The 22,499-nt window shown below is 71.9% G+C and carries 15 protein-coding genes; 8 read left to right on the top strand and 7 right to left on the bottom strand.

Annotation, left to right across the window (positions count from 1 at the left end; genetic code table 11):
- Positions 1-47: 47 nt before the first annotated feature.
- Together ACFYPN_RS05665 and ACFYPN_RS05670 are read left to right on the top strand one after the other, a co-directional pair.
- The gene (locus ACFYPN_RS05665) at positions 48-668 is read left to right on the top strand and encodes a TetR/AcrR family transcriptional regulator (protein ID WP_358757207.1); all 621 of its coding nucleotides are present in this window, start codon (positions 48-50) and stop codon (positions 666-668) included.
- Between the two features lie 94 nt (positions 669-762).
- Positions 763-1,542: a phosphatase gene (locus tag ACFYPN_RS05670; RefSeq protein ID WP_358757206.1), complete on the top strand. Its 780-nt coding sequence runs from the start codon at positions 763-765 to the stop codon at positions 1,540-1,542.
- A 40-nt stretch (positions 1,543-1,582) separates the two neighbouring features.
- On the opposite strand, the gene ACFYPN_RS05675 is transcribed toward ACFYPN_RS05670, so the two are convergent.
- The 4 genes from ACFYPN_RS05675 to ACFYPN_RS05690 form a co-directional block, all read right to left on the bottom strand.
- Complete coding sequence (locus ACFYPN_RS05675) at positions 1,583-2,227, bottom strand: LysE family translocator (protein WP_358757205.1); 645 nt, start codon at positions 2,225-2,227, stop codon at positions 1,583-1,585.
- Between the two features lie 228 nt (positions 2,228-2,455).
- The gene (locus ACFYPN_RS05680; protein WP_358757203.1) at positions 2,456-3,472 is read right to left on the bottom strand and encodes a cation diffusion facilitator family transporter; all 1,017 of its coding nucleotides are present in this window, start codon (positions 3,470-3,472) and stop codon (positions 2,456-2,458) included.
- Positions 3,473-3,558: 86 nt separating this feature from the next.
- Positions 3,559-4,434: an acyl-CoA thioesterase II gene (locus ACFYPN_RS05685; RefSeq protein WP_358757201.1), complete on the bottom strand. Its 876-nt coding sequence runs from the start codon at positions 4,432-4,434 to the stop codon at positions 3,559-3,561.
- A gap of 50 nt (positions 4,435-4,484) precedes the next feature.
- Positions 4,485-5,642: an acyl-CoA dehydrogenase family protein gene (locus tag ACFYPN_RS05690; RefSeq protein WP_389296816.1), complete on the bottom strand. Its 1,158-nt coding sequence runs from the start codon at positions 5,640-5,642 to the stop codon at positions 4,485-4,487.
- Positions 5,643-6,311: 669 nt separating this feature from the next.
- On the opposite strand from ACFYPN_RS05690, the gene ACFYPN_RS05695 reads away from it, so the two are divergent.
- On the top strand, positions 6,312-8,960 hold the full coding sequence (locus tag ACFYPN_RS05695) for a peptidoglycan recognition protein (protein WP_389296818.1): 2,649 nt from the start codon (positions 6,312-6,314) through the stop codon (positions 8,958-8,960).
- Between the two features lie 217 nt (positions 8,961-9,177).
- On the opposite strand, the gene ACFYPN_RS05700 is transcribed toward ACFYPN_RS05695, so the two are convergent.
- Positions 9,178-9,912, bottom strand: a complete 735-nt coding sequence (locus tag ACFYPN_RS05700) for a TetR/AcrR family transcriptional regulator (protein WP_389296820.1) — start codon at positions 9,910-9,912, stop codon at positions 9,178-9,180.
- Positions 9,913-10,622: 710 nt separating this feature from the next.
- Between ACFYPN_RS05700 and ACFYPN_RS05705 the strand changes: the two genes are divergently transcribed.
- Complete coding sequence (locus ACFYPN_RS05705; RefSeq protein WP_389296822.1) at positions 10,623-10,907, top strand: hypothetical protein; 285 nt, start codon at positions 10,623-10,625, stop codon at positions 10,905-10,907.
- A 141-nt stretch (positions 10,908-11,048) separates the two neighbouring features.
- Here ACFYPN_RS05705 and ACFYPN_RS05710 read toward each other — a convergent pair whose 3' ends face one another.
- Positions 11,049-12,527, bottom strand: coding sequence for a PucR family transcriptional regulator ligand-binding domain-containing protein (locus ACFYPN_RS05710; protein ID WP_389296824.1), 1,479 nt, complete (start codon positions 12,525-12,527; stop codon positions 11,049-11,051).
- A 378-nt stretch (positions 12,528-12,905) separates the two neighbouring features.
- Between ACFYPN_RS05710 and ACFYPN_RS05715 the strand changes: the two genes are divergently transcribed.
- From ACFYPN_RS05715 to ACFYPN_RS05725, 3 genes are all read left to right on the top strand, one after another.
- Entirely contained in the window at positions 12,906-14,558 is a 1,653-nt protein-coding gene (locus tag ACFYPN_RS05715) for a sodium:solute symporter (RefSeq protein WP_358757191.1), read from the top strand.
- 241 nt (positions 14,559-14,799) lie between these two features.
- Positions 14,800-15,768 (top strand): agmatinase, encoded by a 969-nt coding sequence (gene speB / locus ACFYPN_RS05720; protein WP_358757189.1) that lies wholly within the window; start codon positions 14,800-14,802, stop codon positions 15,766-15,768.
- Positions 15,765-17,447 (top strand): thiamine pyrophosphate-binding protein, encoded by a 1,683-nt coding sequence (locus ACFYPN_RS05725; RefSeq protein WP_358757187.1) that lies wholly within the window; start codon positions 15,765-15,767, stop codon positions 17,445-17,447. Before speB ends, ACFYPN_RS05725 begins: the two co-directional genes overlap by 4 nt.
- 106 nt (positions 17,448-17,553) lie before the next feature.
- Here the strand turns inward: ACFYPN_RS05725 and ACFYPN_RS05730 are convergent, their stop codons facing one another.
- Positions 17,554-17,919 carry a hypothetical protein gene (locus ACFYPN_RS05730; protein WP_358757185.1) on the bottom strand — a complete coding sequence of 122 codons (366 nt, stop codon included), beginning with the start codon at positions 17,917-17,919 and terminating at the stop codon, positions 17,554-17,556.
- 572 nt (positions 17,920-18,491) lie between these two features.
- Between ACFYPN_RS05730 and ACFYPN_RS05735 the strand changes: the two genes are divergently transcribed.
- Positions 18,492-22,256 (top strand): ABC transporter ATP-binding protein, encoded by a 3,765-nt coding sequence (locus ACFYPN_RS05735; protein WP_358757370.1) that lies wholly within the window; start codon positions 18,492-18,494, stop codon positions 22,254-22,256.
- The last annotated feature ends 243 nt before the right edge of the window (positions 22,257-22,499 follow it).

Genomic DNA, 22,499 nt, shown 5'->3' on the forward strand with positions numbered 1-22,499 from the left:
GGCCTCAGGTTAACGAGCGCTAACGGCCCTGTCTAGAATCAATGTCCATGAGCACCCAAGCCACCGCCCGCGTCGCGGGAGCCACCCGCCGGGAGCAGATCCTCCGGGAAGCCGCGCTCCTCTTCGCCGAACGCGGCTTCCACGGCGTCGGTGTCGACGAGATAGGTGCCGCCGTGGGCATCAGCGGCCCCGGCCTCTACCGCCACTTCCCCGGCAAGGACGCGATGCTCTCCGAACTGCTGGTCGGCATCAGCGAGCGCCTGCTGACCGGCGGCCGGCTGCGGGTCGAGGAGGACGCCGCCGCCCCGGAACCCTCCCCGGACGCCCTGCTGGACGCGCTCATCGAGGGCCACATCGACTTCGCCCTCGACGACCGCCCCCTGATCACCCTGCACGACCGGGAACTGGACCGCCTGCGCGACACCGACCGCAAGCGGGTACGCCGCCTCCAGCGCGAATACGTCGAGATCTGGGTCTCCGTCGCCCGCACCCGCTACCCCGCCCTCACCGAGACCGAGGCCCGCGTCACCGTGCACGCCGTCTTCGGCCTGCTGAACTCCACCCCGCGCCTCACCCGCCCGGAGGCCCTCCCGGACCGCGAGGCGACGGCGAAGCTGCTGCACCGCCTCGCCCGGGGCGCCTTCGCGGCGGCGTCCGACGGGCGCTGAGCGGCCGGGCGCCCCCACGCCCGTACCGGCTCCACCGATCCCGTGGCGCGAGATGCCGGGCGCGGCGCGCACCTCTGACGGCAGAATGGGCGGCATGCCGATACCCAGCCGCGCCGAACTCACCGACCACCTCGTCCGTACGCGCATCGCCGGCGACGTGGCCACGCCCCGGGACAACAACCTCGCGCACTACCGGGCGCTCGCCAACGGAGACCGCCACTACTGGCTCGGGCTGGACCTCGGCGACCGCTGGACCGACGAACAGGACGTCCTCGCCGTCATGGCGGAGCGCTGCGGGGTCATCGACGACCCGGCCCACCGCTTCGGCCAGGACACCATCGACCCCGAACTGACCGTCGACGCGCTCGACCGGATGGCGGAACGGCTGCGCAAAGCCGTGGCGGACACCGAGAGCGTCCTCGTCGCCACCGGCCACCCCGGCGGCCTCCTCGACGTGCACCGCAGGACGGCGGACGCGCTGCGCGCGGCGGGGTGCGAGATCGTGACCGTCCCGGCGGGCCTGCGGGCCGACGAGGGTAACGTCGTCCAGTTCGCCGGGGTCGCGGTGCTGGAACACGGCGCGTCCCTCTGGCACACCCACTCCCCGGCCCCGATGGCCGCCATCCTGGACGGCCTGGAGCGCGAGGGCCGCCCCTGCCCGGACCTGGTCCTCGCCGACCACGGCTGGGCCGGCTGCGCGGGCGGGCGCGGCCTCGACTCCATCGGCTACGCCGACTGCAACGACCCCGCCCTCTTCCTCGGCGAGGCGGAAGGCGCCCTCCTGGTCACGGTCCCGCTGGACGACAACGTGCCCGACCCCCGCCACTACGACCCGATGACGGAGTACCTGCTGGACGCGGCGGGGCTGGGCTGAAGGAGCCCGAGCGGGGGAGCCTGCGCCGGAGGGGCGGGACTCAGGAGGAGACGGGAGTGCGGGAGAGCGCGGTGCGCAGGGCGAAGACGCCGAGCAGACCGCCCGCCGCGAACCGCTGGGTGGTCATGACGCGGGGCCGGGCGGCCAGATAACCGGATATCCGTGCCGCGCCCAGCATGATCAGGGCGTTCACCGTGATCCCCACGACGATCTGCACACCGCCGAGCTGGAGCAGCTGCGCCCACGCAGGACCTGCCCGAGAGTCCAGGAACTGGGGCAGCAGGGCGGCGTACAGCAGCGCGATCTTGGGGTTGAGCAGGTTGGTCAGCAGCCCCGTCGAGAACAGCCGGGCGTCCGAGACCGGAGGCAGGTCCGGGGTCGGGGCGAAGGGCGAACGGCCGCCGGGCTTGAGCATCCCCCACGCCAGGTAGGCCAGGTAGGCGGCCCCGGCGAGCTTGACCACGGTGTACGCCACCGGCACGGCGGTGAAGAGCGCGGAGAGTCCCGCAGCGGCGGCCAGCAGGTAGCAGACGAAGCCCACGGCGGTCCCGCCGAGGCTGACCAGACCCGCCCTGCGGCCCTGGGTGATCGCGCGGGACGCGAGGTGGATCATGTTCGGCCCCGGGGTCAGGGCCATGCCCAGTTCGACCAGAGCCACTCCTCCCACCGCGGACAGCGTGATCACCGGTGAACCTCCTGGTCGTTCGTCGGGTACCCGGCCCCCGGCGGGTGCCTCGCCCACCGCAGAATACGGACGGCCCCGCCGCCCGGTGCGTCCGGCCTCGCCCCGTACCCGAACTGCTCCCGCTTTGCCCCGACCGGAGGAGAAAGGGGCCCGGTTCACCGGTTCGCCGTATGTGATCCACCCGGGGTGACGACGACCTTGAGCCGGCGTCGCCCAGGTCCGCGAGGGTCACCCCGCCGAGGCGCCGCGCTCCTGCTCCTGCCGCTGGGCCGGCCCCGGCGTCGGGTCCAGGTAGACGCGCTTCACGGACGGGAAGCGTTCCCTGAGCTGCCGCTCGGCCCGCTCGCAGGCCCATTCGACGTCGGCGGCGCTCGCCAGGTCGCGGAAGTCGACCTTCGCCGCGATCAGGATCTCGGTCGGCCCCTGGATCAGGGTGGTCAGCTCCAGCACCTCGACGATGTTCGGCACGGTGAGGAGTTCGGCCCGGACTCCGGCCCGCATCGCCTCCGGCAGCGGCCGGCCGATGAGGAGTTGCGCGTTGGACCGGCCGAGCACCCAGGCCACGTACACCAGCAGGACACCGATCAGCACGGACGCGATCCCGTCCCACACCCCGGATCCCGTCAGCTGCCCACCGAGCAGACCGCCCGCCGCGAGGACCAGCCCGACGAGCGCCGCCGAGTCCTCCATGACGACGGCCTTCACCGCCGTGTCCGGGGTGTGGCGCAGGTAGTGCGTGGCGGCGGAGTGCAGTCGCGCGGCCTCGCGGCGCACCTGCTTGACGCCGGTCCGCAGCGAGTAGCCCTCCAGCAGGAAGGCGACGGCGAGCACGATGTACGAGACGAGGGGATCGCCCAGTTCCTCGCCCTGCACGAGGGTGTGCACCCCGTCGTAGACGGAGAACACCGCGCCGCCGACGAAGGTGGCAATGGAGGCGAGCATCGCCCAGATGTAGCGCTCGGGACCGTACCCCAGAGGGTGCTCCTCGTCGGCGGGCTTCTCGCTCCGCTTGAGGGCGGTGAGGAGCATGACCTCGGTGACGGTGTCGGCGACCGAGTGCGCGGCCTCCGAGAGCATCGCGCTCGATCCGCTGATCAGGCCCGCCACCGCCTTCGCCACGGCGATGCCGAGGTTGGCGGCCGCCGCGACGACGACGGTGGCCGTGGACTCGCCGCCGGCTTTCGTCGTGCCGGGCTTCCGCTCACCGGCGGGGTCATCGGGGCTCGTGGTGTGATCGGCGCTCATGGTGGCGAGTATGTCCGCGATGGGCCGGCACACTCCGTACCGGGGTGCGTGCGTTCGCGTGCCCGCGCGTTCCCGCGTGCGAGCGTTCAGCTCCGCGGGGTGCGGATCAGGCCCTCCTGGATCACCGTGATCGCGAGCCGTCCGTCCTGCGTCCAGATCCGCGCCTGGCCGAGCCCGCGGCCGCCGGAGGAGGTCGGGGACTCCTGGTCGTACAGCAGCCACTCGTCCGCCCGGAACGGCCGGTGGAACCACATCGCGTGGTCCAGGCTCGCGCCGACCACGTCGCCGACCGCCCAGCCGCCGCGCCCGTGGGCCAGCAGCACGGAGTCGAGCAGGGTCATGTCGGAGACGTACGTCGCCAGGCAGACGTGCAGCAGGGGATCGTCGGCGAGCTTGCCCCGGGTGCGGAACCACACCTGCGAGCGGGGCTCGCGGGGCAGCCCTGCGGTGGCGAACGGCGGGGCCTCCACGTACCGCAGGTCCACCGCCGCCCGCGCCTCCAGCAGCCGGTCGATCATCCCGGGGTCGGTGAAGCGGCCGGCGTAGCGGGGCATCATCTCCGCCGCCGTCGGCAGTGTCTCCGGGTCCGGTGCGTCCGGCATGGGCGCCTGGTGCTCCAGCCCCTCCTCGTACGTCTGGAAGGACGCGGTGAGGTGGAAGATCGGCTGCCCGTGCTGCACCGCGACGACCCGGCGGGTGGTGAAGGACCGCCCGTCACGGATGCGGTCGACGTTGTAGACGATGGGCGCGCCGGGGTCGCCCATCCGCAGGAAGTACGAGTGGAGGGAGTGCGCCCCGCAGTCGTCGGGCACGGTCCGGCCGGCCGCGACCAGTGCCTGGGCCGCGACCTGGCCGCCGAACACCCGGGGCACCACCGCCGAGCGGCTGGTGCCCCGGAAGATGTCCCGCTCGATCCGCTCCAGGTCGAGCAGATCGAGCAGGGAATCGAGTGCTTCGCTCATGGGAGGAACGTGGCCGTCCTGGATCGTCTCTGACCTGCGTGCCCGGAGCCCTACAGGCCCATGGACTTGGCGATGATGGACTTCATGACCTCGCTGGTACCGCCGTAGATGCGGTTGACGCGGTTGTCCGCGTAGAGGCGCGCGATCGGGTACTCGTTCATGTAGCCGTAACCGCCGTGCAGCTGGAGGCACTTGTCGATCACCCGGTGGGCGGCCTCGGTGCAGAACAGCTTGGCGGAGGCCGCCTCGGCGGCGGTCAGCTCCTTGGCGTCCAGCGCCTCGATCGCCCGGTCGACGACCGCCTCGGCGGCGTCCACCTCGGCCTGGCAGGCGGCGAGTTCGAACTTCGTGTTCTGGAACGCGGCGACCGGCTTGCCGAAGACGGTCCGCTCGGAGACGTATTGCTGGGCGAACCGGACGGCGGCCTTGGCCTGCGAGTACGCGTTGACGGCGATGCCCAGGCGCTCCTGCGGGAGGTTCTGGCCGAGGTAGGAGAAGCCCTTGTTCTCCTCGCCGAGCAGGTCCTCGACCGGGACCTTCACGTCCACGAACGACAGCTCGGCGGTGTCCGAGGTGCGCAGGCCCAGCTTGTCGAGCTTGCGGCCGACCGAGTAGCCCTCGGCCTTGGTGTCGACCACCAGCAGCGAGATGCCGTGACGGCGGTCGTCGGCCTTCGGGGCGTCCGTACGGGCGCAGACGATCACGCGGTCCGCGTGCACGCCGCCGGTGATGAAGGTCTTGGCGCCGTTGAGGACGTAGTGGGTGCCGTCCTCGGAGAGCTTGGCGGTCGTCTTCATCCCGGCCAGGTCGGATCCGGTGCCCGGCTCGGTCATGGCGATGGCGTACATCGTCTTGCCGGTCACGAAGTCCGGGAGCCAGCGCTCCTTCTGCTCCTTCGTGGCGTACGCCTTGAGGTACGGCAGGCAGAGCAGCACGTGTACACCGGAACCGCCGAAGGAGACGGCCGCGCGGGCGGTCTCCTCGGAGATGATCGCCTCGAACTTGAACGACTCGATCCCGGCGCCGCCGTACTCCTCGTCCACCTCGATGCCGAAGATGCCCAGCTCGGCCAGCTTGTAGTAGAAGTCACGCGGCACCAGACCGGACGTGAACCACTCGTCGTAGACGGGGACGACCTCGGCCTCGATGAAAGCGCGGATGGTGTCCCGGAACGCCTCGTGGTCCTCGTTGAATACCGTACGGCGCACGGGGTGCCTCCTTGGTCGGGTGCGTGGCTTCGGCGAGCTGGTCGCCTCAGAGAGCTGAGAGCATGGCTAAGCGCTTGCTCAGCCTTTCTTCGAAGTTACCCGGCGGTCACGGAGCTGTCCAGGGTGATGCCGCGCACTCCGCCGCGCACGCCGCAGGACGATCCTGCCCGCGTGGGCGGCCGGTGGATACCCCTGGTTCTCCGGTCGTGCCGGTGCGGGGAGCGCCGCGCGTTGCCGGGCCCCGGCGGCCTTCGGAACAGGAACCCCTGCGGCCTCGGCGCGGCAGTCGGAATTTTGCCTTTTGTTGGTGGGGCGGCGATATCCGCAGGTCGGACTTTCTGTGCGAGGTGCCGGGACACCGTGAAATGTTCGGTGATTCCGGAAATTGCCGCCGTGTCCGGAAAATGCGGCGGACAGGTGCCCGGCCGCTCGCGTTCCCCTTTCCCGATGGGCCTCGCCGACCGGCCGTTGACCGGCGGTTTGTCCCTTAATCATGGGGTGTGGAGCCCTGTCGTCCCGTCGACATCCCGTCCCCCACAAATGGAACGAATTATTCCGGGTTTGGGACGACATTTCGTTTGCCGTGCTCGTCATTCGCGAGGACGACAGTAGTATTTCGCCGTTCGAAGATGTTCTGTTCGTCCAGGGGGAAAATTGAGAGTGAATCGAGTGAGCGGCGCGGCTGCCGTCGCGCTCGGAGTTCTTGCGGTACTGGGACTCCAGGGCGTTTCGAGTGGCGCTGTCGCCGCAGAAGTACGGACCGCGAACGTCCAGGGCGGCGGTACGGGGGCGTACGGCGCGGGTGCCCGGGCGGACGGTCCGGTCAGGAGCGAGGTGCACAAGCTCGCCCTGAAAACCGACGGTCAGGGAGAGGCCACCCTCTCGCGGCGTACGACCGAGCCGTTCGGGCTGCTGGGCGTGTCCTGGCCCGACGCCGGAGCCACGATCAAGGGCACGATCGAGGCGCGTACCCGGAGTGCGGAGACGGGGGCGTGGTCCGACTGGATCACGCTGGAACCCTATGTGCCCGGCCTCGACGGCGAGCGCCCCGCGGAGCGCGGTTCCACCGAGCCCGTCTGGGTGGGGCGTTCCAACGGAGCCGAGGTGCGGGTGAGTGACGGGGCCGCATCGGGCGTCCTGCCGGCCGGTCTCCGGCTCGACATGGTCGACCCGGACCTCGACGCGGGGACGCCCGCCGCACCGAGCGGAGCCGCGGGCGTGGAGCACGCGTCCGTTTCCGCCACCGGCGCGTCCGCCACCGCCCCGGAGGCCGCCGCGGTCGACCCGGGCCCGCCGTCCACGGTCCCGCAACCGCCGATCGTCTCCCGCGCCGGATGGGGGGCCGACGAGTCGCTGGACGACGAGGGGCCCATCTATCTGGAGAAGGGCGTCATCAAGGCGGTCTTCGTCCACCACACCACCGACGCCGACTACGACTGCGCGGACTCGGCAGCCATCGTGCGGGCCATCCACGTCTACCACGTGAAGACCAATGGCTGGCGCGACCTCGGCTACAACTTCCTGGTCGACAAGTGCGGCACGATCTTCGAGGGCCGTCAGGGCGGCGTGGACCAGCCCGTGATGGGCGCGCACACGTACGGCTTCAACAGCGAGTCGACCAGCGTCGCGATCCTCGGCGACTACACCGGCACCGCCGCTTCGGACGCCGCGCTGGAAGCGACCGCGCGGGTCGCCGCGTACAAGCTCGGCCAGTACGGGGGCGACCCGGCGGGTACCACCACGCTGGTCGCCGGCGCCACCCAGGTGAACTACGCGGGCAAGGAGTTCGTCGCCGGGGAGTCGTACACGTTCAACCAGATCTCCGGCCACCGGGACGGCTTCAACACCGAGTGCCCGGGCGCCATGCTCTACCCGCAGCTCCCGGCCATCCGGACGCTCGCGGCCGGGCCCGTCCAGAACCTCAAGGTTTCCTCGGTCGGCGGCGGCGCCTTCGCCGTGGACGACGGTTACGAGACTCCCGGTCCGGTGTCGGTGAACTGGTCGACCAGCACGCCCACTTCGCTGATCAGCAAGTTCGAGCTGCTGGCCGACGGGAAGCCGGTGGTGACCACCGGGGGCGGCGCGCGCACCGCCTCCACGACGCTCTCCGTGCCGGGCATCCACAAGCTGGCCGTGAAGGCGTACCACCAGTCGGGCGCGACCACCACCACCGCCGCGGTGGACGTGAACGTGCCCGCCCCGAAGACCTTCGTGCCGGTCACCCCGCAGCGGGTGATGGACACACGCTCCGGCTTGGGCGTGCCGAAGGCCAAGGTCGGGGCGAAGGGTGTGGTGACCCTCCAGGTGACCGGTGCCAACGGCGTTCCGGCCGCCGGCGTGGGGGCCGTGGTGCTGAACGTGACGGCGACCGCCCCGACCGCACTGAGCTACGTCTCCGTCTACCCGAACGGGACGACCCGCACCAGCGCGTCGAACCTGAACGTGGTCGAGGGCCTGACGGTCCCGAACCTGGTGATCGTGCCGGTGGTGAACGGCAAGGTGGACTTCTACAACAACGCCGGCAGTGTCGACCTGGTCGCGGACATCACCGGCTACTTCAGCACCGGCGGTGAGGGCTCCACGCACGTCAACCTCGGTCCCGAGCGGGTGATGGACACCCGCTCCGGGTTGGGCGTGCCGAAGGCCAAGGTCGGGGCGAAGGGTGTGGTCACCCTGCAGGTCGCGGGCGTCAACGGCGTCCCGGCGACCGGCGTCACGGCGGCAGTGCTCAATGTGACGGCGACCAACGTGACCGACCTGACCTATGTGTCGGTCTACCCGGACGGGACGACCCGCACGAGCGCGTCGAACCTGAACGTCGTGAAGGGCCAGATCGCGCCGAACCTGGTGATCGTGCCGGTCGTCAACGGCAAGGTGAGCTTCTACAACAACGCAGGCAGCGTCGATCTCGTCGCGGACATCACCGGATACTTCACCTCCGGGGGCGCGGGTTCGTCGCACATCAACCTCGGTCCCCAGCGTGTGATGGACACCCGCACCGGGCTGGGCGTGCCGAAGGCCAAGGTCGGGGCGAAGGGTGTGGTGACCCTCCAGGTCGCGGGCGTCAACGGCGTCCCGGCGACCGGCGTCACGGCCGTGGTGCTCAACGTGACGGCGACCAACGTGACCGACCTGAGCTACGTGTCGGTCTACCCGGACGGGACGACCCGCACGAGCGCGTCGAACCTGAACGTCGTGGAGGGGCAGACCGTGCCGAACCTGGTGATCGTGCCGGTGGTGAACGGCAAGGTGAGCTTCTACAACAACGCGGGCAGCGTCGATCTCGTCGCGGACATCACGGGGTACTTCCGCAAGTGAGGTAGGCGCGGAAGGAACACCACGGGAGGGGCGGGTGCGGCGAGGTTTTCGCCGCACCCGCCCCTCCCGCCGTGCGCAGTGGGTCGTGCGCCGAACCCGTGTCGATGGGCGCGCCGGTGCAGCGGCGGGGGTGGGCCCCCGGTCGGTGGCCCGGGGTGCGAGGGGCCGGGGTGCGGTGGACCGACATGTCACGGACCGGGGTGCGGTGGACCGGGTTCTACGGGCCGGGGTCTGGTCGACCGGTACGTTCGTCGACGAGTACGGCCAGGCCGTCCAGGACGCGTCGCAGGCCGAACTCCCACGCCTGGTCCTGTCCGGCGTCCCGGGCGGCCGAGGCGAGGGCCTCGGCGAGTGCCGGAAACCGTTCACCGTGTACGTGCATCAGATCGCCCAGGAACACCGCCAGTTGGGTCTCGGGAGCGCCTGAGGGGCCTGCGGCGTGCGCCTGGTGGGCGATGCCGCGTACGTGGTTCACCAGCAGGGCTGCCGCGTCCATCCGTTCGGCGCCGCTCAGGCCCGTGCCGTCCAGGGCCGAGACGGCGTACTCCATCCAGGACAGCTCCCCGGGGCCCATGATCCTTGGCCCGACCGCGGCGTCCAGTGCCCAGGGGTGGCGCCGGAACACCTCGAACAGGCGGTGGGCCCACTCCTCCAACCGGTCCCGCCAGCCGCCGGTCCGCCCCTCCGCCTTCGGGTACGGGCCGATCGCGGCATCCACCATCAGGGCGACCAGCTCGGACTTGCCCGGGACGTACCGGTACAACGCCATCTTGGTCACACCCAGTCGGGCGGCGACCCGCTGCATGGAAACCTCCGCCAGGCCCTCCGGATCGGCGATCCCGATCGCGACCCGCACGATGCGGCCCAGATCGAGCTTCGGTCGCGGTCCCCTGGCCGGCTGGGGGTGCGGACCCCACAGCAGCCGTACCAGCTCGGCGTGTTCGTCCTTCATGTCCGCGTCCCCTCGGTTCTGCTCCACCGGACGCCGTGTGTGACGCCGCCCCGGTACGGACCCCTACGTGACCCTGATCGCGGCCCCGACCTTCCCCGACCTTCCCCTGATCCCGACCCTGGCCTCGCCCCGACCCTGCCCCGGTCCGCGCTGTCCGGGCTTGCCGGGCCCGAGTACCTCTTCGGTGACTCGATCACCGGCCTCACCGAGACGGCCTCCGGCGTCCGGGTCGACTTCCGCCACGGAGTCCCGCGCGACTTCGGCCTGGTCATCGGGGCGGACGGACTCCACTCCCACGTCCGCCGACTGGCCTTCGGCCCGGAGGAGACGTACGTGACCCACCTCGGCCACTACGCCGCCACCTGGCAACTGCTAAACGCGTGGGGCCGGGAGGGTGGAACGGTCGGCCACACCGCCCCGGGCGGATTCGCCTCGGTGGGCGTCGACGGACGGGACCCGGGGCTGGCGAGGACCTTCTTCGTGTTCGCTGCCCCCGAGCTGTCGTACGACCGTCACGACCCCGACCAGCAGAAGCGCCTGATCGCCGACGCGTTCTCCGGCCTCGGCTGGGAGGTTCCCCGCCTTCTCGCCTCGCTGCGGCAGGCTCCCGAGCTGTACTTCGACTCGATCAGCCGGGCCGACGTGCCGACCTGGTCCAAGGGGCGGGTCTGCCTGATCGGGACGCGGCCTGCGGAGCCACGATCGGCGGGATGGGTACGGGGACGGCGATGGTCGCGGCCTACGTGCTCGCGGGTGAACTCGCGCGGGCCCGGGGTGACCACCGGGTGGCCTTCGCCCGGTACGAGAGCAGGCTGCGGAAGTACGCCGAGGGCTGCCAGGCGGGCGGCGGCCGGACCGGGAAGTTCTACGCCCCCGCCACCTCCGCAGGCATCCGGTTCCGGGACGCCCTGCTGTCCCGCCCCCTGTTCCTGAACGCGATGCTCAGGATGGGGGAGAGGGTCAGCACCACCGTGGAACTCCCCGTCTACGAGTGATCCGGCACCTGCTCTGCGCCCGGCACCTGGTCTGCGCCCGCCACCGGCCCTGCGCCCGCCACCGGCCCTGCGCCCGGCACCTGGTCTGCCCCGGCACCGGCTCTCACCTCGGCCGCCTGCGCGTTCTTCGGTCGCCGGCTCTCACGTCAGCCGCAGAGCGAACCACAGCTCCGTCCGTACGTCCATGTCGTCCAGGTCCGTGTCCAGCAGCTCCGTGCAGCGGCCGATGCGCTGGCGGACCGTGTTGCGGTGAATCCTGAGGGCCACCGCCGTACGGTCCCAGCTGCCGTGCAGCGACAGCCAGCAGCGCAGGGTCTCCCGGAGGGACTCGGAGAGCGGGGCGAGCAGGGCGCGGGCATGGGCCTCGGCCGCCTCGCCGGTCAGCAGGCCCGCAAGGCCCCGGTCCACGCGGTGCAGCAACAACGGGACACGCGTCGCCTCCGCGCGGGCCAGCGCCCGGGACGCCCGGGTGTCCGCCGCCGCGAGCCCGTCCAGGGGGACGGGATCGGAGGCGCCGAGCACCCAGCCGGGCTGAGCGGTGAGCCGGGAGGTGTCGGTGAGCAGCACTCGCACCGCCTCCTCGGGGCGGCGTCCCGTGTCGACCAGCGCCGAACCGAGCGAGGCTCCGAGGGTGCCCGCGGTGAGCGGGGCAGTACTGCCACCGCTCGTACGGCGTCCGTGCACCACGGTCCACGGACCGTCCGAACCGAGCAGCGCCCCCACCTCCCCGGGAGCTGCGCCCAGCAGCATGCGTACCAGCGCCGCCGAACGGTCCGCGGAACCCGCGCCCTGGTGGGGGGCGGCCAGCAGGGAGAGCAGTACGACGGCCATGCCCGCCACCGTGTGGTCGCCGGGCTCACGGGGGCCGGTGGCGAGGGCGAGCACCAGACCGTGCCCGCCGCCCAGTGCGTACGCCGACAGATGGGTGCCGTCCACCGACTCGGTCGCGGACGCGGGCGCGGGGGCGGCCCGGCGCTCCTGCGGGGCGACCACCCGGGCCAGCCGGGCGAGCGCGGTGCGCACCGCCGGGGCGGTACGGGCGCCCGCCGAGTGGATCTCGCCGCCCTCAGGACTCAGCAGTACCGCGCGCCCGCCCAGCTGGATCGCCAACTGGTGGAGCACTGCGGGCACCGGGTCGGGGCGGGCCGCCGCCGACGCGAGGGCCTGCTGGGCGCGGGCGGTGCGGCGCAGTTCGTGGTGGCGGGCGTCCGCCATCAGCTGCCAGACCGCCCGTGCCACCGAGGTGAACGTGGTCTCCGGCGGCACTTCCAGCAGCGGCAGCCCGTGCCGCTCGCAGGCTTCCACCAGTCCCGGCGGCACCGACTCGTGCACCGGCCGCACCCCGAAGCCCAGCGCCGCCGCCCCCGCCTCCACCACCCGCGAGACGTACCACTCGGGGTCGGTCAGCAGCACGCCCGCGCTGAGCAGCAGCTCGCCGCCGAGGAGGTACGGGTACGGATCGGCCATCTCCGAGGTGTGCACCCAGAGCAGCTCTGCCCGGTCCGGGCCGGCGATCCTCCGCAGCCCCAGCTCCTCGCGGGCCAGCAGCGCGCCCAGGGGGACGGGTGGGGTGGGCGGAAGGGGCGGTCCGGCGGAGATGCCCGTGGGGGAGTCCGGCATGGATGGTTGCTCCATCCTGTACGTCGAGGATGGAGGAAACGTACACTTCAGCGCCGTCCAGGGGCCACCTACCGTCATCAGGGCGCACACGGCGCACACGGCGCACACGGTGCACGCGGCGCACGAGGCGTACGAGGCATACGAGACGCATGAGTCCGTCACCGGCGGACTCCTGCCGTCCCGGACCCCCTGGGGTACGGCAGGTACTTCCCCGGCTGCCGGCTGCCGACTGCCGACAGTGGCCAGAGGCCCGTGAGCCGTGGGCCCCGGGCCCGGGCCCCGGGTCAGGCTTCCGGGCGTCCCGGCCCCCCCGGCCGAGGACGCCTGGCGGGGCGGACGCGGCGTGCGCACCCGACCGACTGAGATGGAGGGACGCCCATGGCTGTCGACTACGCGGTGATCGTGGTCTATCTGGCCGGGATGCTCGCCATGGGCTGGTGGGGCATGCGCCGCGCCAAGTCCAAGAGCGAGTTCCTGGTGGCCGGGCGGAGGCTCGGGCCCTGGATGTACTCCGGCACGATGGCCGCCATCGTCCTCGGTGGCGCCTCCACCATCGGCGGTGTCGGCCTGGGGTACCAGTACGGCCTCTCCGGGGCGTGGATGGTGGTCACCATCGGCCTCGGCCTGCTGGCCCTCTCCGTCTTCTTCTCCGCGCGGATCGCCCGGCTCAAGGTCTATACGGTCTCCGAGATGCTCGACCTCCGCTACGGCGGCCGGGCCGGGATCATCTCCGGCGTGGTCATGTGGGCGTACACCCTCATGCTGGCGGTCACCTCGACCATCGCCTACGCCACGATCTTCGACGTCATCTTCGACCTCGACCGGACCGTCGCCATCATCCTCGGCGGTGCGATCGTCGTCGCGTACTCGACACTCGGCGGCATGTGGTCGATCACGATCACGGACATGGTGCAGTTCGTCGTCAAGACGATCGGGGTACTCCTCCTGCTGCTGCCCATCGCGGTCGTCAAGGCCGGTGGCTTCAGCGAGATGAAGGCCCAACTGCCCACCGAGTACTTCGACCCGCTCGGTATCGGAGGCGAAACGATCTTCACCTACGTGCTGATCTACACCTTCGGCATGCTGATCGGCCAGGACATCTGGCAGCGCGTGTTCACCGCGCGCAGCGACCGCACGGCCCGCTGGGGCGGCACCGTCGCCGGCACCTACTGCCTCGTCTACGCCGTCGCCGGAGCCGTCATCGGCACCGCAGCCAAGGTGATGTACCCGAAGCTGCCGAGCGCCGACGCCGCGTTCGCCACCATCGTCAAGGACGAGCTGCCGGTCGGCGTGCGCGGGCTCGTGCTGGCCGCCGCCCTCGCCGCCGTGATGTCCACCTCCTCCGGCGCACTGATCGCCTGCGCCACCGTCGCCAACAACGACATCTGGTCCCGGCTGCGCGGCGCGGTCGCCCGGGGACCGGGCGCCCCGGCCCGGACGACGGCAGCGGCGGCCGGCGGGGTCGCTGGGGCCGGTGGTGCGAACAGGGCCGGTGGTACGGGCGGGGCCGGCGGGGTCGCTGGGGCCGGTAGTACGGGCGGGGCCGGTGGTACGGACAGGGCCGCTGGTACGGAGGAGGCCGACGGCGGGCACGACGAGGTGCGGGGCAACCGCGTGTTCATCCTCCTCATGGGTGTCGCCGTCATCCTCATCGCCATCGCCCTCAACGACGTCGTCGAAGCTCTCACCGTCGCGTACAACCTCCTCGTCGCCGGTCTGCTCGTGCCGATCCTCGGTGGACTGCTCTGGCGCCGGGGCAACGCGGCCGGCGCGCTGGCCGCGGTCGGCGTCGGCGGGGTCGCGGTCGTCGTCCTGATGGGGGTGTACGGCATCCTTGCCAATGAACCCGTCTACTTCGGACTGATCCTCTCGCTCGCCGTGTACGTCGTCGTCTCGCTGGCCACCGAGCCCACCGACCCCGCCGTGCTCAGCGCCTGGCGGGAACGTCTGGCCGGACGCGGCGGGAGCGACGGAGGCGACGGGGGCGCCCCCGCGGCCGGCGCCTCCCCGCAGGAGCCGGCCACCGTGTAGTCCGCCCGCGCCGGTACACCCCGCCCGTGCCACCGCCGCCGACCGCCACCGGTTCCGGTCCCACCGGCGGCGGCCGAGCCCGACCGTCCCACCGGCGGCGGCCGAGCCCGACCGTCCCACCGCCCCACCGCCCGACCGCCCGACGCAGAGGTTCCGGAGCCTCCGCAGCGCCAGCCTCGCCCCAACCCCCGGCACGTACCCCCACCCGGACCATGCAGAACGACCCGAAGGAAGGCCCTCCATGAGCAGCAGCGAAACGCCTCGCGGCCCCATCGACTCCTCCCGTGTGCCCCGGTACGCCGGTCCCGCGACGTTCGCCCGGCTGCCCCGGCTCGACGAGGTCGGCACCGCCGATGTCGCCGTCGTCGGCGTGCCTTTCGATACCGGCGTCTCCTACCGGCCCGGCGCCCGCTTCGGCGGCAACGCGATCCGTGAGGCCTCGCGCCTCCTGCGCCCCTACAACCCGGCCCAGGACGCCTCCCCGTTCGCGCTCGCCCAGGTCGCCGACGCCGGTGACATCGCAGCCAACCCGTTCAACATCAACGAGGCCGTCGAGACGATCCAGGCCGCGGCCGACGACCTGCTCTCCACCGGCGCCCGTCTGATGACCCTCGGCGGTGACCACACCATCGCCCTGCCGCTGCTGCGTTCCGTCGCCAAGAAGCACGGCCCGGTCGCCCTCCTCCACTTCGACGCCCACCTGGACACCTGGGACACCTACTTCGGCGCCGAGTACACCCACGGCACGCCCTTCCGCCGGGCCGTCGAGGAGGGCCTCCTCGACACCTCCGCCCTCTCCCACGTCGGTACCCGCGGCCCGCTCTACGGCAAGCAGGACCTCACCGACGACGCCAAGCTGGGCTTCGGCATCGTCACCTCCGCCGACGTCATGCGGCGCGGCGTGGACGAGATCGCCGACCAGCTCCGTCAGCGCATCGGCGACCGGCCGCTCTACATCTCCATCGACATCGACGTGCTCGACCCGGCCCACGCACCCGGCACCGGCACCCCCGAGGCCGGCGGTCTCACCTCCCGCGAACTCCTCGAAATCGTCCGGGGCCTCTCCTCCTGCCACCTCGTCTCCGCCGACCTCGTCGAGGTGGCCCCCGCGTACGACCACGCGGAGATCACCGCCGTCGCCGCCTCGCACACCGCCTACGAGCTGACGACGATCATGTCCCGCCAGATCGCCGAGGCGCGCACGAAGTGAGCCACGACCACGACGACCGTCCCCGCCTCACCGAGGCCCAGGCCGAAGCCGCGCTCAACCCGCCGCCCGGCCGCAACGGCGGTGACCTCGTCGTCGAGTCCCTCCAGGGGCTCGGCGCGACCACCGTCTTCGGCCTGCCCGGCCAGCACGCGCTCGGCATGTTCGACGCCCTGCGCCGCTCCTCCCTCTCGTACGTCGGACTCCGCGTCGAGAACAACGCGGGCTTCGCGGCCGACGCCTACGGCCGCATCACCGGAGAGGTCGCCCCGCTGCTCCTCTCCACCGGACCCGGCGCCCTGACCTCGCTCGCCGCCCTCCAGGAGGCGGCCGCCGCCTCCGCTCCGGTGCTTGCCATCTCCAGCCAGATCCCGACCGCCGGCCTCGGCGGCGGCCGGCACGGCCACCTCCACGAACTGCGCGACCAGAAGGCTTCCTTCCGCGACGTCGTGAAATCCGTCCACACCGTGCGGGCCGCCTCACAAATTCCCTCCGCCGTCGCCGCAGCCTGGGAGTCCGCCCTCACCGCCCCGCACGGGCCGGTCTGGATCGAGATCCCGCAGGACGTACTGCTCGCCGAAACCACGCTGCCGCCGGTCTCCGCGATGGACGCCGCCCCGCGCGATCTCTACCCGCGCCCGGAGCTGACCCTCGCCGCCGCCCGGCTGCTCTCCCGCGCCGAGCGTCCCGCGATCATCGCGGGCGGTGGTGTCGTCCGCTCCGACGCGAGCGGCAAGCTGCTCGCCCTCGCCGAAAAGCTGGACGCCCCGGTCGTCACCACATTCGGCGGCAAGGGCGCCTTCCCCTGGGAGCACCCCCTCTCGCTCCAGTCCTGGCTGGAGGACCGGCACACCACCGCCTTCCTGGAGTCCGCCGACGTCCTCCTCGTCATCGGCTCCGGGCTCGGTGAACTCTCCTCGAACTACCACACCTTCAGTCCCCGGGGCCGTGTCATCCAGATCGAGGCCGACGCCGGGAAGCTGGAGTCCAACCACCCCGCCCTCGGCATCCACTCGGACGCCCGCGAGGCACTCGCCGACCTCCTGGAAGCGGTCGGGACCCGCGAGGACCCCACCGCCCCGATGCGCGTCCGGGCCCTGTTGGAGCAGGTCCGGGCCCGCATCGACGCCCAGGACCTCACTCTGGAACAGCGCGTCCTCGCCTCCGTCCGCGAGGCGCTTCCGGACACCGCGCCCAGCTTCTGGGACATGACGATCCTGGCCTACTGGGCCTGGTCCGCCTTCGACGCCCGCCACCCCAACACCATGCACTCCGCCCAGGGCGCCGGCGGTCTCGGTTACGCCTTCCCGGCGGCGCTCGGAGCGGCAGCCGCCGACCCGAGCCGGCCGGTGCTCGCCGTCTCCGGCGACGGCGGCTCGATGTACTCCCTCGCCGAACTCGCCACCGCCCGGCAGTACGACCTCCCGGTCACCTGGCTGATCGTCGACGACGGCGGCTACGGCATCCTGCGCGAGTACATGACCGGCGCCTTCGGCGAGGCCACCGCCACCGAGCTGGCCCGCCCGGACTTCGTCGCCCTCGCCGAGTCCTTCGGCGTCCCGGCCGTCCGCACCTCACCGGACGCCCTCGCCGCCGACCTGGCGAAGGCGCTCGCCGAACCCGGCCCGTCCGTGGTCGTGCTCCCGGCGCTGCTCAGGATGTTCGCCCCGACGCATCTGTAGACGCAGGTCAAGGCGCAGGTCAAGACACACCTACAGACGCGCCTCTGGATGCATCCGTCAGCGGGCGGAAGGGATGCGCCGGAGGAGGGGCCGGTGTGCGCTGGGCTCAGCGCACACCGGCTCTCCTCTCGATGAGAGCTATCTGGTCCTCACGCCCCCGCAGGAACTCCGCCTGTCCCTTCGCGTCGAGACTTCCGGGAAACTCCCTCGCCACCGGCATCGCGTCCGGCAGCAGCGCGAACACCGTGTCGACGGACTCGACCGGATGCTTGCGCCGCGCGTCCATGTAGTACTTTCCGGCGAGGGCCAGCGCCTCCCGGAGATGGCCCAGGGGCTTCTCGGCGGTCCTGGTGCGGTGGCCGTCTTCGCCCAACCGCGCTCCCCCGCCCGGACTCAGCCGCTGGAGCACTTCGAGCACCGCGTACACCCGACCGCTGCGGTACGCGTCCGTCTTCGTCGTGTCGTCGGTCATGGAACATCCCCCGTCCCTCCGGTCGGAGTCCTCGCCTTCGGGAGACCCGAATGACGCCGAAGACTCCGGAATCCCTGACTTCCTGGCCCCGCCCTTCGGGGGAAGCCGTTCGCCGTCTTGGTTACCCACCGTAGTCGGCGTCGAACGTGCGTAGGGGGTTCGGCGGCCGACTTCAGTCGATCGGGTGATGTGCCACGGGACCATTGACTGGCTTTTGTTGCAGCGGGATGAAATCCGCAGCCCAGGGCGTTGGTGCGTTGCGGAAGATCAGAGGGAGTGGCGTCACGCGACAGCACGATCGCGGGCGGCGGCAGGGCGATCGGGAGGCATCGGTGGCGGGCGCGGAACAACGGAGCAACGGCAGACGGCCCTCCGGGAAGCAGGCCACCGGACAACCGGGGGTCACCGGCCGGCAGGGCCCCGACGGCCGATCGGGCCCCACCGGACAGCCGGGCCCCGACGGACAGCCGGGCCCCGACGGACAGCCGGAAGCCACCGCACCCTCCGGGCCCACCGGACAGCGGCAGGCCACCGGACCGGAGGCCACGCACCCCCAGGGCTGGGCCCGTCGGCTGACCGGCTACGCCTGGCGCTACCGCCGTGACGTGATCCTGGCGCTCGGCGCCTCCCTCGTCGGGATGGCGGTGATGGCCCTGGTCCCGCTGATCACCAAGGTGATCATCGACGACGTCGTCACCACCCACACCCGTTCGCTCGCCGTCTGGACCGGGCTGCTGATAGGGGCGGCGGCCGTCATCTACGCCACCGCGTTCGTCCGCCGCTATTACGGTGGACGGCTCGCCCTCGACGTGCAGCACGACCTCCGTACCGAGATGTACGCGACGATCACCAGGCTCGACGGCAGACGCCAGGACGAGCTCTCCACCGGCCAGGTCGTCGGCCGTGCCACCAGCGACCTCCAGCTCATCCAGAGCCTGCTCTTCATGCTCCCGATGACCATCGGGAACATCCTGCTCTTCCTCGTCTCCCTGGTGATCATGGCGTGGCTCTCGCCGCTGCTGACGCTGGTCGCCGTCGCCGTCGCACCGGCGATCTGGTTCATCGCCCGCCGCTCCCGGTCCCGCCTCTTCCCCGCCACCTGGTACGCCCAGAGCCAGGCCGCCGCCGTGGCGGGCGTGGTCGACGGAGCGGTCTCCGGGGTCCGGGTCGTCAAGGGGTTCGGCCAGGAGGAGCAGGAGACCGGGAAGCTCCGCGAGGTCGGCCGCCGGCTGTTCGCCGGCCGGATGCGGACCATCCGGCTGAACGCCCGCTACACCCCCGCCCTCCAGGCGGTGCCCGCGCTCGGACAGGTCGCGATGCTGGCGCTCGGCGGCTATCTGGCGACCCGGGGCGAGATCACCCTCGGCACGTTCGTCGCGTTCTCCTCGTACCTCGCGCAGCTCGTCGGCCCGGTCCGGATGCTCGCCGTGGTCCTCACCGTGGGCCAGCAGGCCCGCGCCGGTGTGGACCGGGTGCTGGAGCTGATCGACACCGAGCCGACATTCGCCGACGGCACCAGGGAACTGCCGGCCGACGCCCCCGCCGGCGTCGAGTTCGACGAGGTGAGCTTCGGCTACGGCACGCCCCCGGGCGCCCCCGCCGCGGACCCCGGGCTCGGCGCGGACACGGCGGGCGAGGAGGGGACCGAGGCCGGCGAGGAGACCCACTACCGCCCGGTCCTCAAGGGCTTCTCCCTCTCCATCGCCCCCGGCGAGACCGTCGCACTGGTCGGCGCGTCCGGCAGCGGCAAGTCCACCGTCTCCATGCTCCTGCCGCGCTTCTACGACGTGACGCACGGCGCCGTCCTCGTCGGCGGCCACGACGTCCGCGAACTGACCCTGAACTCCCTGCGCGCCGCCATCGGCCTCGTCCCCGAGGACAGCTTCCTGTTCTCCGAGAGCGTCGGCGCCAACATCGCCTACGGGCGCCCCGACGCCACCCAGGAGCAGATCGAGGCCGCCGCCCGTGCCGCACAGGCCGACCGGTTCATCGCCGACCTGCCGAAGGGCTATGACACCAAGGTCGGCGAGCACGGCCTGACCCTTTCCGGCGGCCAGCGCCAGCGCGTCGCCCTGGCCCGCGCGATCCTCACCGACCCCCGGCTGCTCGTCCTGGACGACGCCACCTCGGCCGTGGACGCCCGCGTGGAGCACGAGATCCACGAGACCCTGCGGCAGGTGATGGCGGGCCGCACCACCCTGCTCATCGCCCACCGCCGCTCCACCCTCGGCCTCGCGGACCGCATCGCCGTCCTGGACGACGGACGCCTCTCCGACGTCGGCACCCACGAGGAGCTGGTCCAGCGCTCCGCGCTCTACCGCCGGCTGCTCACCGATCCCGACGAGCTCGGCGGCACCTCGCCCGGCCACCGGCCGGCACCGGTGCCGCCGCTGGAGGACGACCTCACGCTCCAGGAGGAGATGGAGGCGGAGTTCGACGCCGAGCGCGGCATCACCCCCGCCCTCTGGATCCGCAAGGACCAGGGGCGGGACCGGGCCACCGCCGGGATGCCTGCCACACCGGAGCTGCTCGCCCAGGTGGAGGCGTTGCCGCCCGCGACGGACGTCCCGGACATCGACGAGGACCGTGCCGTCCGCCCGGAGGGCTCGTACGGCCTGCGCAGGCTGCTGCACGGCTTCGGGCCGGTGCTGCTCGTCAGCCTCGCGCTCGTCGCCGTGGACGCGGGGATGGGCCTGCTGCTGCCCGTACTGATCCGGCACGGCATCGACGAGGGCGTCACGCGGATGTCCACCGGCGCGATCTGGACAGCCTCGCTGCTCGCGCTGGCCGCCGTCCTCGTGCAGTGGGCGGCGCAGATCGGCGAGACCCGCAAGACCGGCCGTACCGGTGAGCGGGTGCTGTACTCGCTGCGGCTCAAAATCTTCTCCCAGCTCCAGCGGCTCGGCCTCGACTACTACGAGCGCGAGCTGACCGGCCGGATCATGACGAGGATGACGACGGACGTGGACGCGCTGTCCTCGTTCCTCCAGACCGGTCTGGTCACCGCGTTCGTCTCCGCCGTCACCTTCTTCGGGATCATGGCGGTGCTGCTCGTCCTGGACGTCCAGCTCGCCCTGGTCGTCTTCGCCACCCTGCCGCCGCTGATCATCGGTACCGTCGTCTTCCGCCGCAAGAGCGTGGCCGCCTACCAGCTCGCCCGCGAGCGCATCGGCGCCGTCAACGCCGACCTCCAGGAGTCCGTCTCCGGGCTGCGGATCGTGCAGGCGTTCAACCGCGAGCGGGACGGCGCGGCGCGGTTCGCGGAGCGCAGCACCCACTACCGGCAGGCGCGGGTACGCGGCCAGTGGCTGATCTCCGTGTACTTCCCGTTCGTCCAGCTGCTCTCCTCGATCGCCTCGGCCGCCGTGCTGATCGTCGGCGCGGGCCGGGTCGACGACGGGACGCTGATGGTCGGAGCGCTCGTCGCCTACCTCCTCTACATCGATCTGTTCTTCGCCCCCGTGCAGCAGCTCTCCCAGGTCTTCGACGGATACCAGCAGGCGACCGTCTCCCTCGGCCGTATCCAGGAGCTGCTGCGGGAGCCCACCTCCACCGCCGATCCCGAAGCTCCGGTGGAGCTGTCCGAGCTGCGCGGCGACATCGCGTTCGAGGACGTGTCCTTCGCGTACGGGGACGAGGAGGAGGCCCTCAGCGGGATCGACCTGCGCATTCCGGCCGGCCAGACCGTGGCGTTCGTCGGCGAGACGGGCGCGGGCAAGTCGACGCTGGTCAAGCTGGTCGCCCGGTTCTACGACCCGACGTCCGGCCGGGTCACCGCGGACGGCACCGATCTGCGCCGGCTCGACATGACGGAGTACCGGCACCACCTCGGGGTCGTGCCGCAGGAGTCGTACCTCTTCCCGGGCACGATCCGCGACGCCATCGCCTACGGGATCCCGGACGCCTCCGACGCGCGGGTGGAGGCGGCGGCCCGGGCGGTCGGCGCGCACGACATGATCGCGACGCTGGACGGCGGCTACCTGCACGAGGTGGCCGAGCGGGGGCGCAACCTCTCCGCCGGGCAGCGGCAGCTCATCGCGCTGGCCCGCGCCGAGCTGGTCGACCCGGACGTGCTGCTGCTGGACGAGGCGACCGCCTCGCTGGACCTGGCCAGCGAGGCGCTGGTCAACCAGGCCACCGACCGGCTCACGGGCCGCCGCACCACGCTGGTCGTCGCGCACCGGCTGACCACGGCGGCGCGCGCGGACCGGGTCGTGGTGATGGAGCACGGCCGGGTGGTGGAGGACGGTACGCACGACGAACTCCTCGCCCTCCAGGGCCGGTACGCCCGGCTGTGGCGCACCTTCATGGGGAAGGACGAGCCCGCGGCGGTCTGAGCCCCACCGCCCCCGGGCGCGGCCCGCGCGCCGCGCCCGGGGTCAGGGCCCGGGGGCAGGGCCTGTATGGGGTTGGCCCGCGGCGTCGCGGGGCTGGGCACGCGCGCTCGCGGCGTTGCCGAAACGCCCTGGTAGCTCCGCTACCAGGGCCCTCCGGCGCCTTGCGATCGCACGCACCCAGCCCCGCTCCTTCTTCCGCGCGACAACCCCATACCGGCCCAGGGCCTGTATGGGGTTGGATCG

It is taken from the genome of Streptomyces sp. NPDC005576, assembly GCF_042871745.1.
Classification (GTDB): Bacteria; Actinomycetota; Actinomycetes; order Streptomycetales; family Streptomycetaceae; genus Streptomyces.

What these genes read in the sequence shown, in the direction of transcription:
- ACFYPN_RS05665 (WP_358757207.1), top strand. Translation starts at nt 48, where the DNA reads ATGAGCACCCAAGCCACCGCCCGCGTCGCGGGAGCCACCCGCCGGGAG.
- ACFYPN_RS05670 (WP_358757206.1), top strand. Translation starts at nt 763, where the DNA reads ATGCCGATACCCAGCCGCGCCGAACTCACCGACCACCTCGTCCGTACG.
- ACFYPN_RS05680 (WP_358757203.1), bottom strand. Translation starts at nt 3,472, where the DNA reads ATGAGCGCCGATCACACCACGAGCCCCGATGACCCCGCCGGTGAGCGG.
- ACFYPN_RS05685 (WP_358757201.1), bottom strand. Translation starts at nt 4,434, where the DNA reads ATGAGCGAAGCACTCGATTCCCTGCTCGATCTGCTCGACCTGGAGCGG.
- ACFYPN_RS05700 (WP_389296820.1), bottom strand. Translation starts at nt 9,912, where the DNA reads ATGAAGGACGAACACGCCGAGCTGGTACGGCTGCTGTGGGGTCCGCAC.
- ACFYPN_RS05705 (WP_389296822.1), top strand. Translation starts at nt 10,623, where the DNA reads ATGGGTACGGGGACGGCGATGGTCGCGGCCTACGTGCTCGCGGGTGAA.
- ACFYPN_RS05710 (WP_389296824.1), bottom strand. Translation starts at nt 12,527, where the DNA reads ATGCCGGACTCCCCCACGGGCATCTCCGCCGGACCGCCCCTTCCGCCC.
- ACFYPN_RS05715 (WP_358757191.1), top strand. Translation starts at nt 12,906, where the DNA reads ATGGCTGTCGACTACGCGGTGATCGTGGTCTATCTGGCCGGGATGCTC.
- speB (WP_358757189.1), top strand. Translation starts at nt 14,800, where the DNA reads ATGAGCAGCAGCGAAACGCCTCGCGGCCCCATCGACTCCTCCCGTGTG.
- ACFYPN_RS05730 (WP_358757185.1), bottom strand. Translation starts at nt 17,919, where the DNA reads ATGACCGACGACACGACGAAGACGGACGCGTACCGCAGCGGTCGGGTG.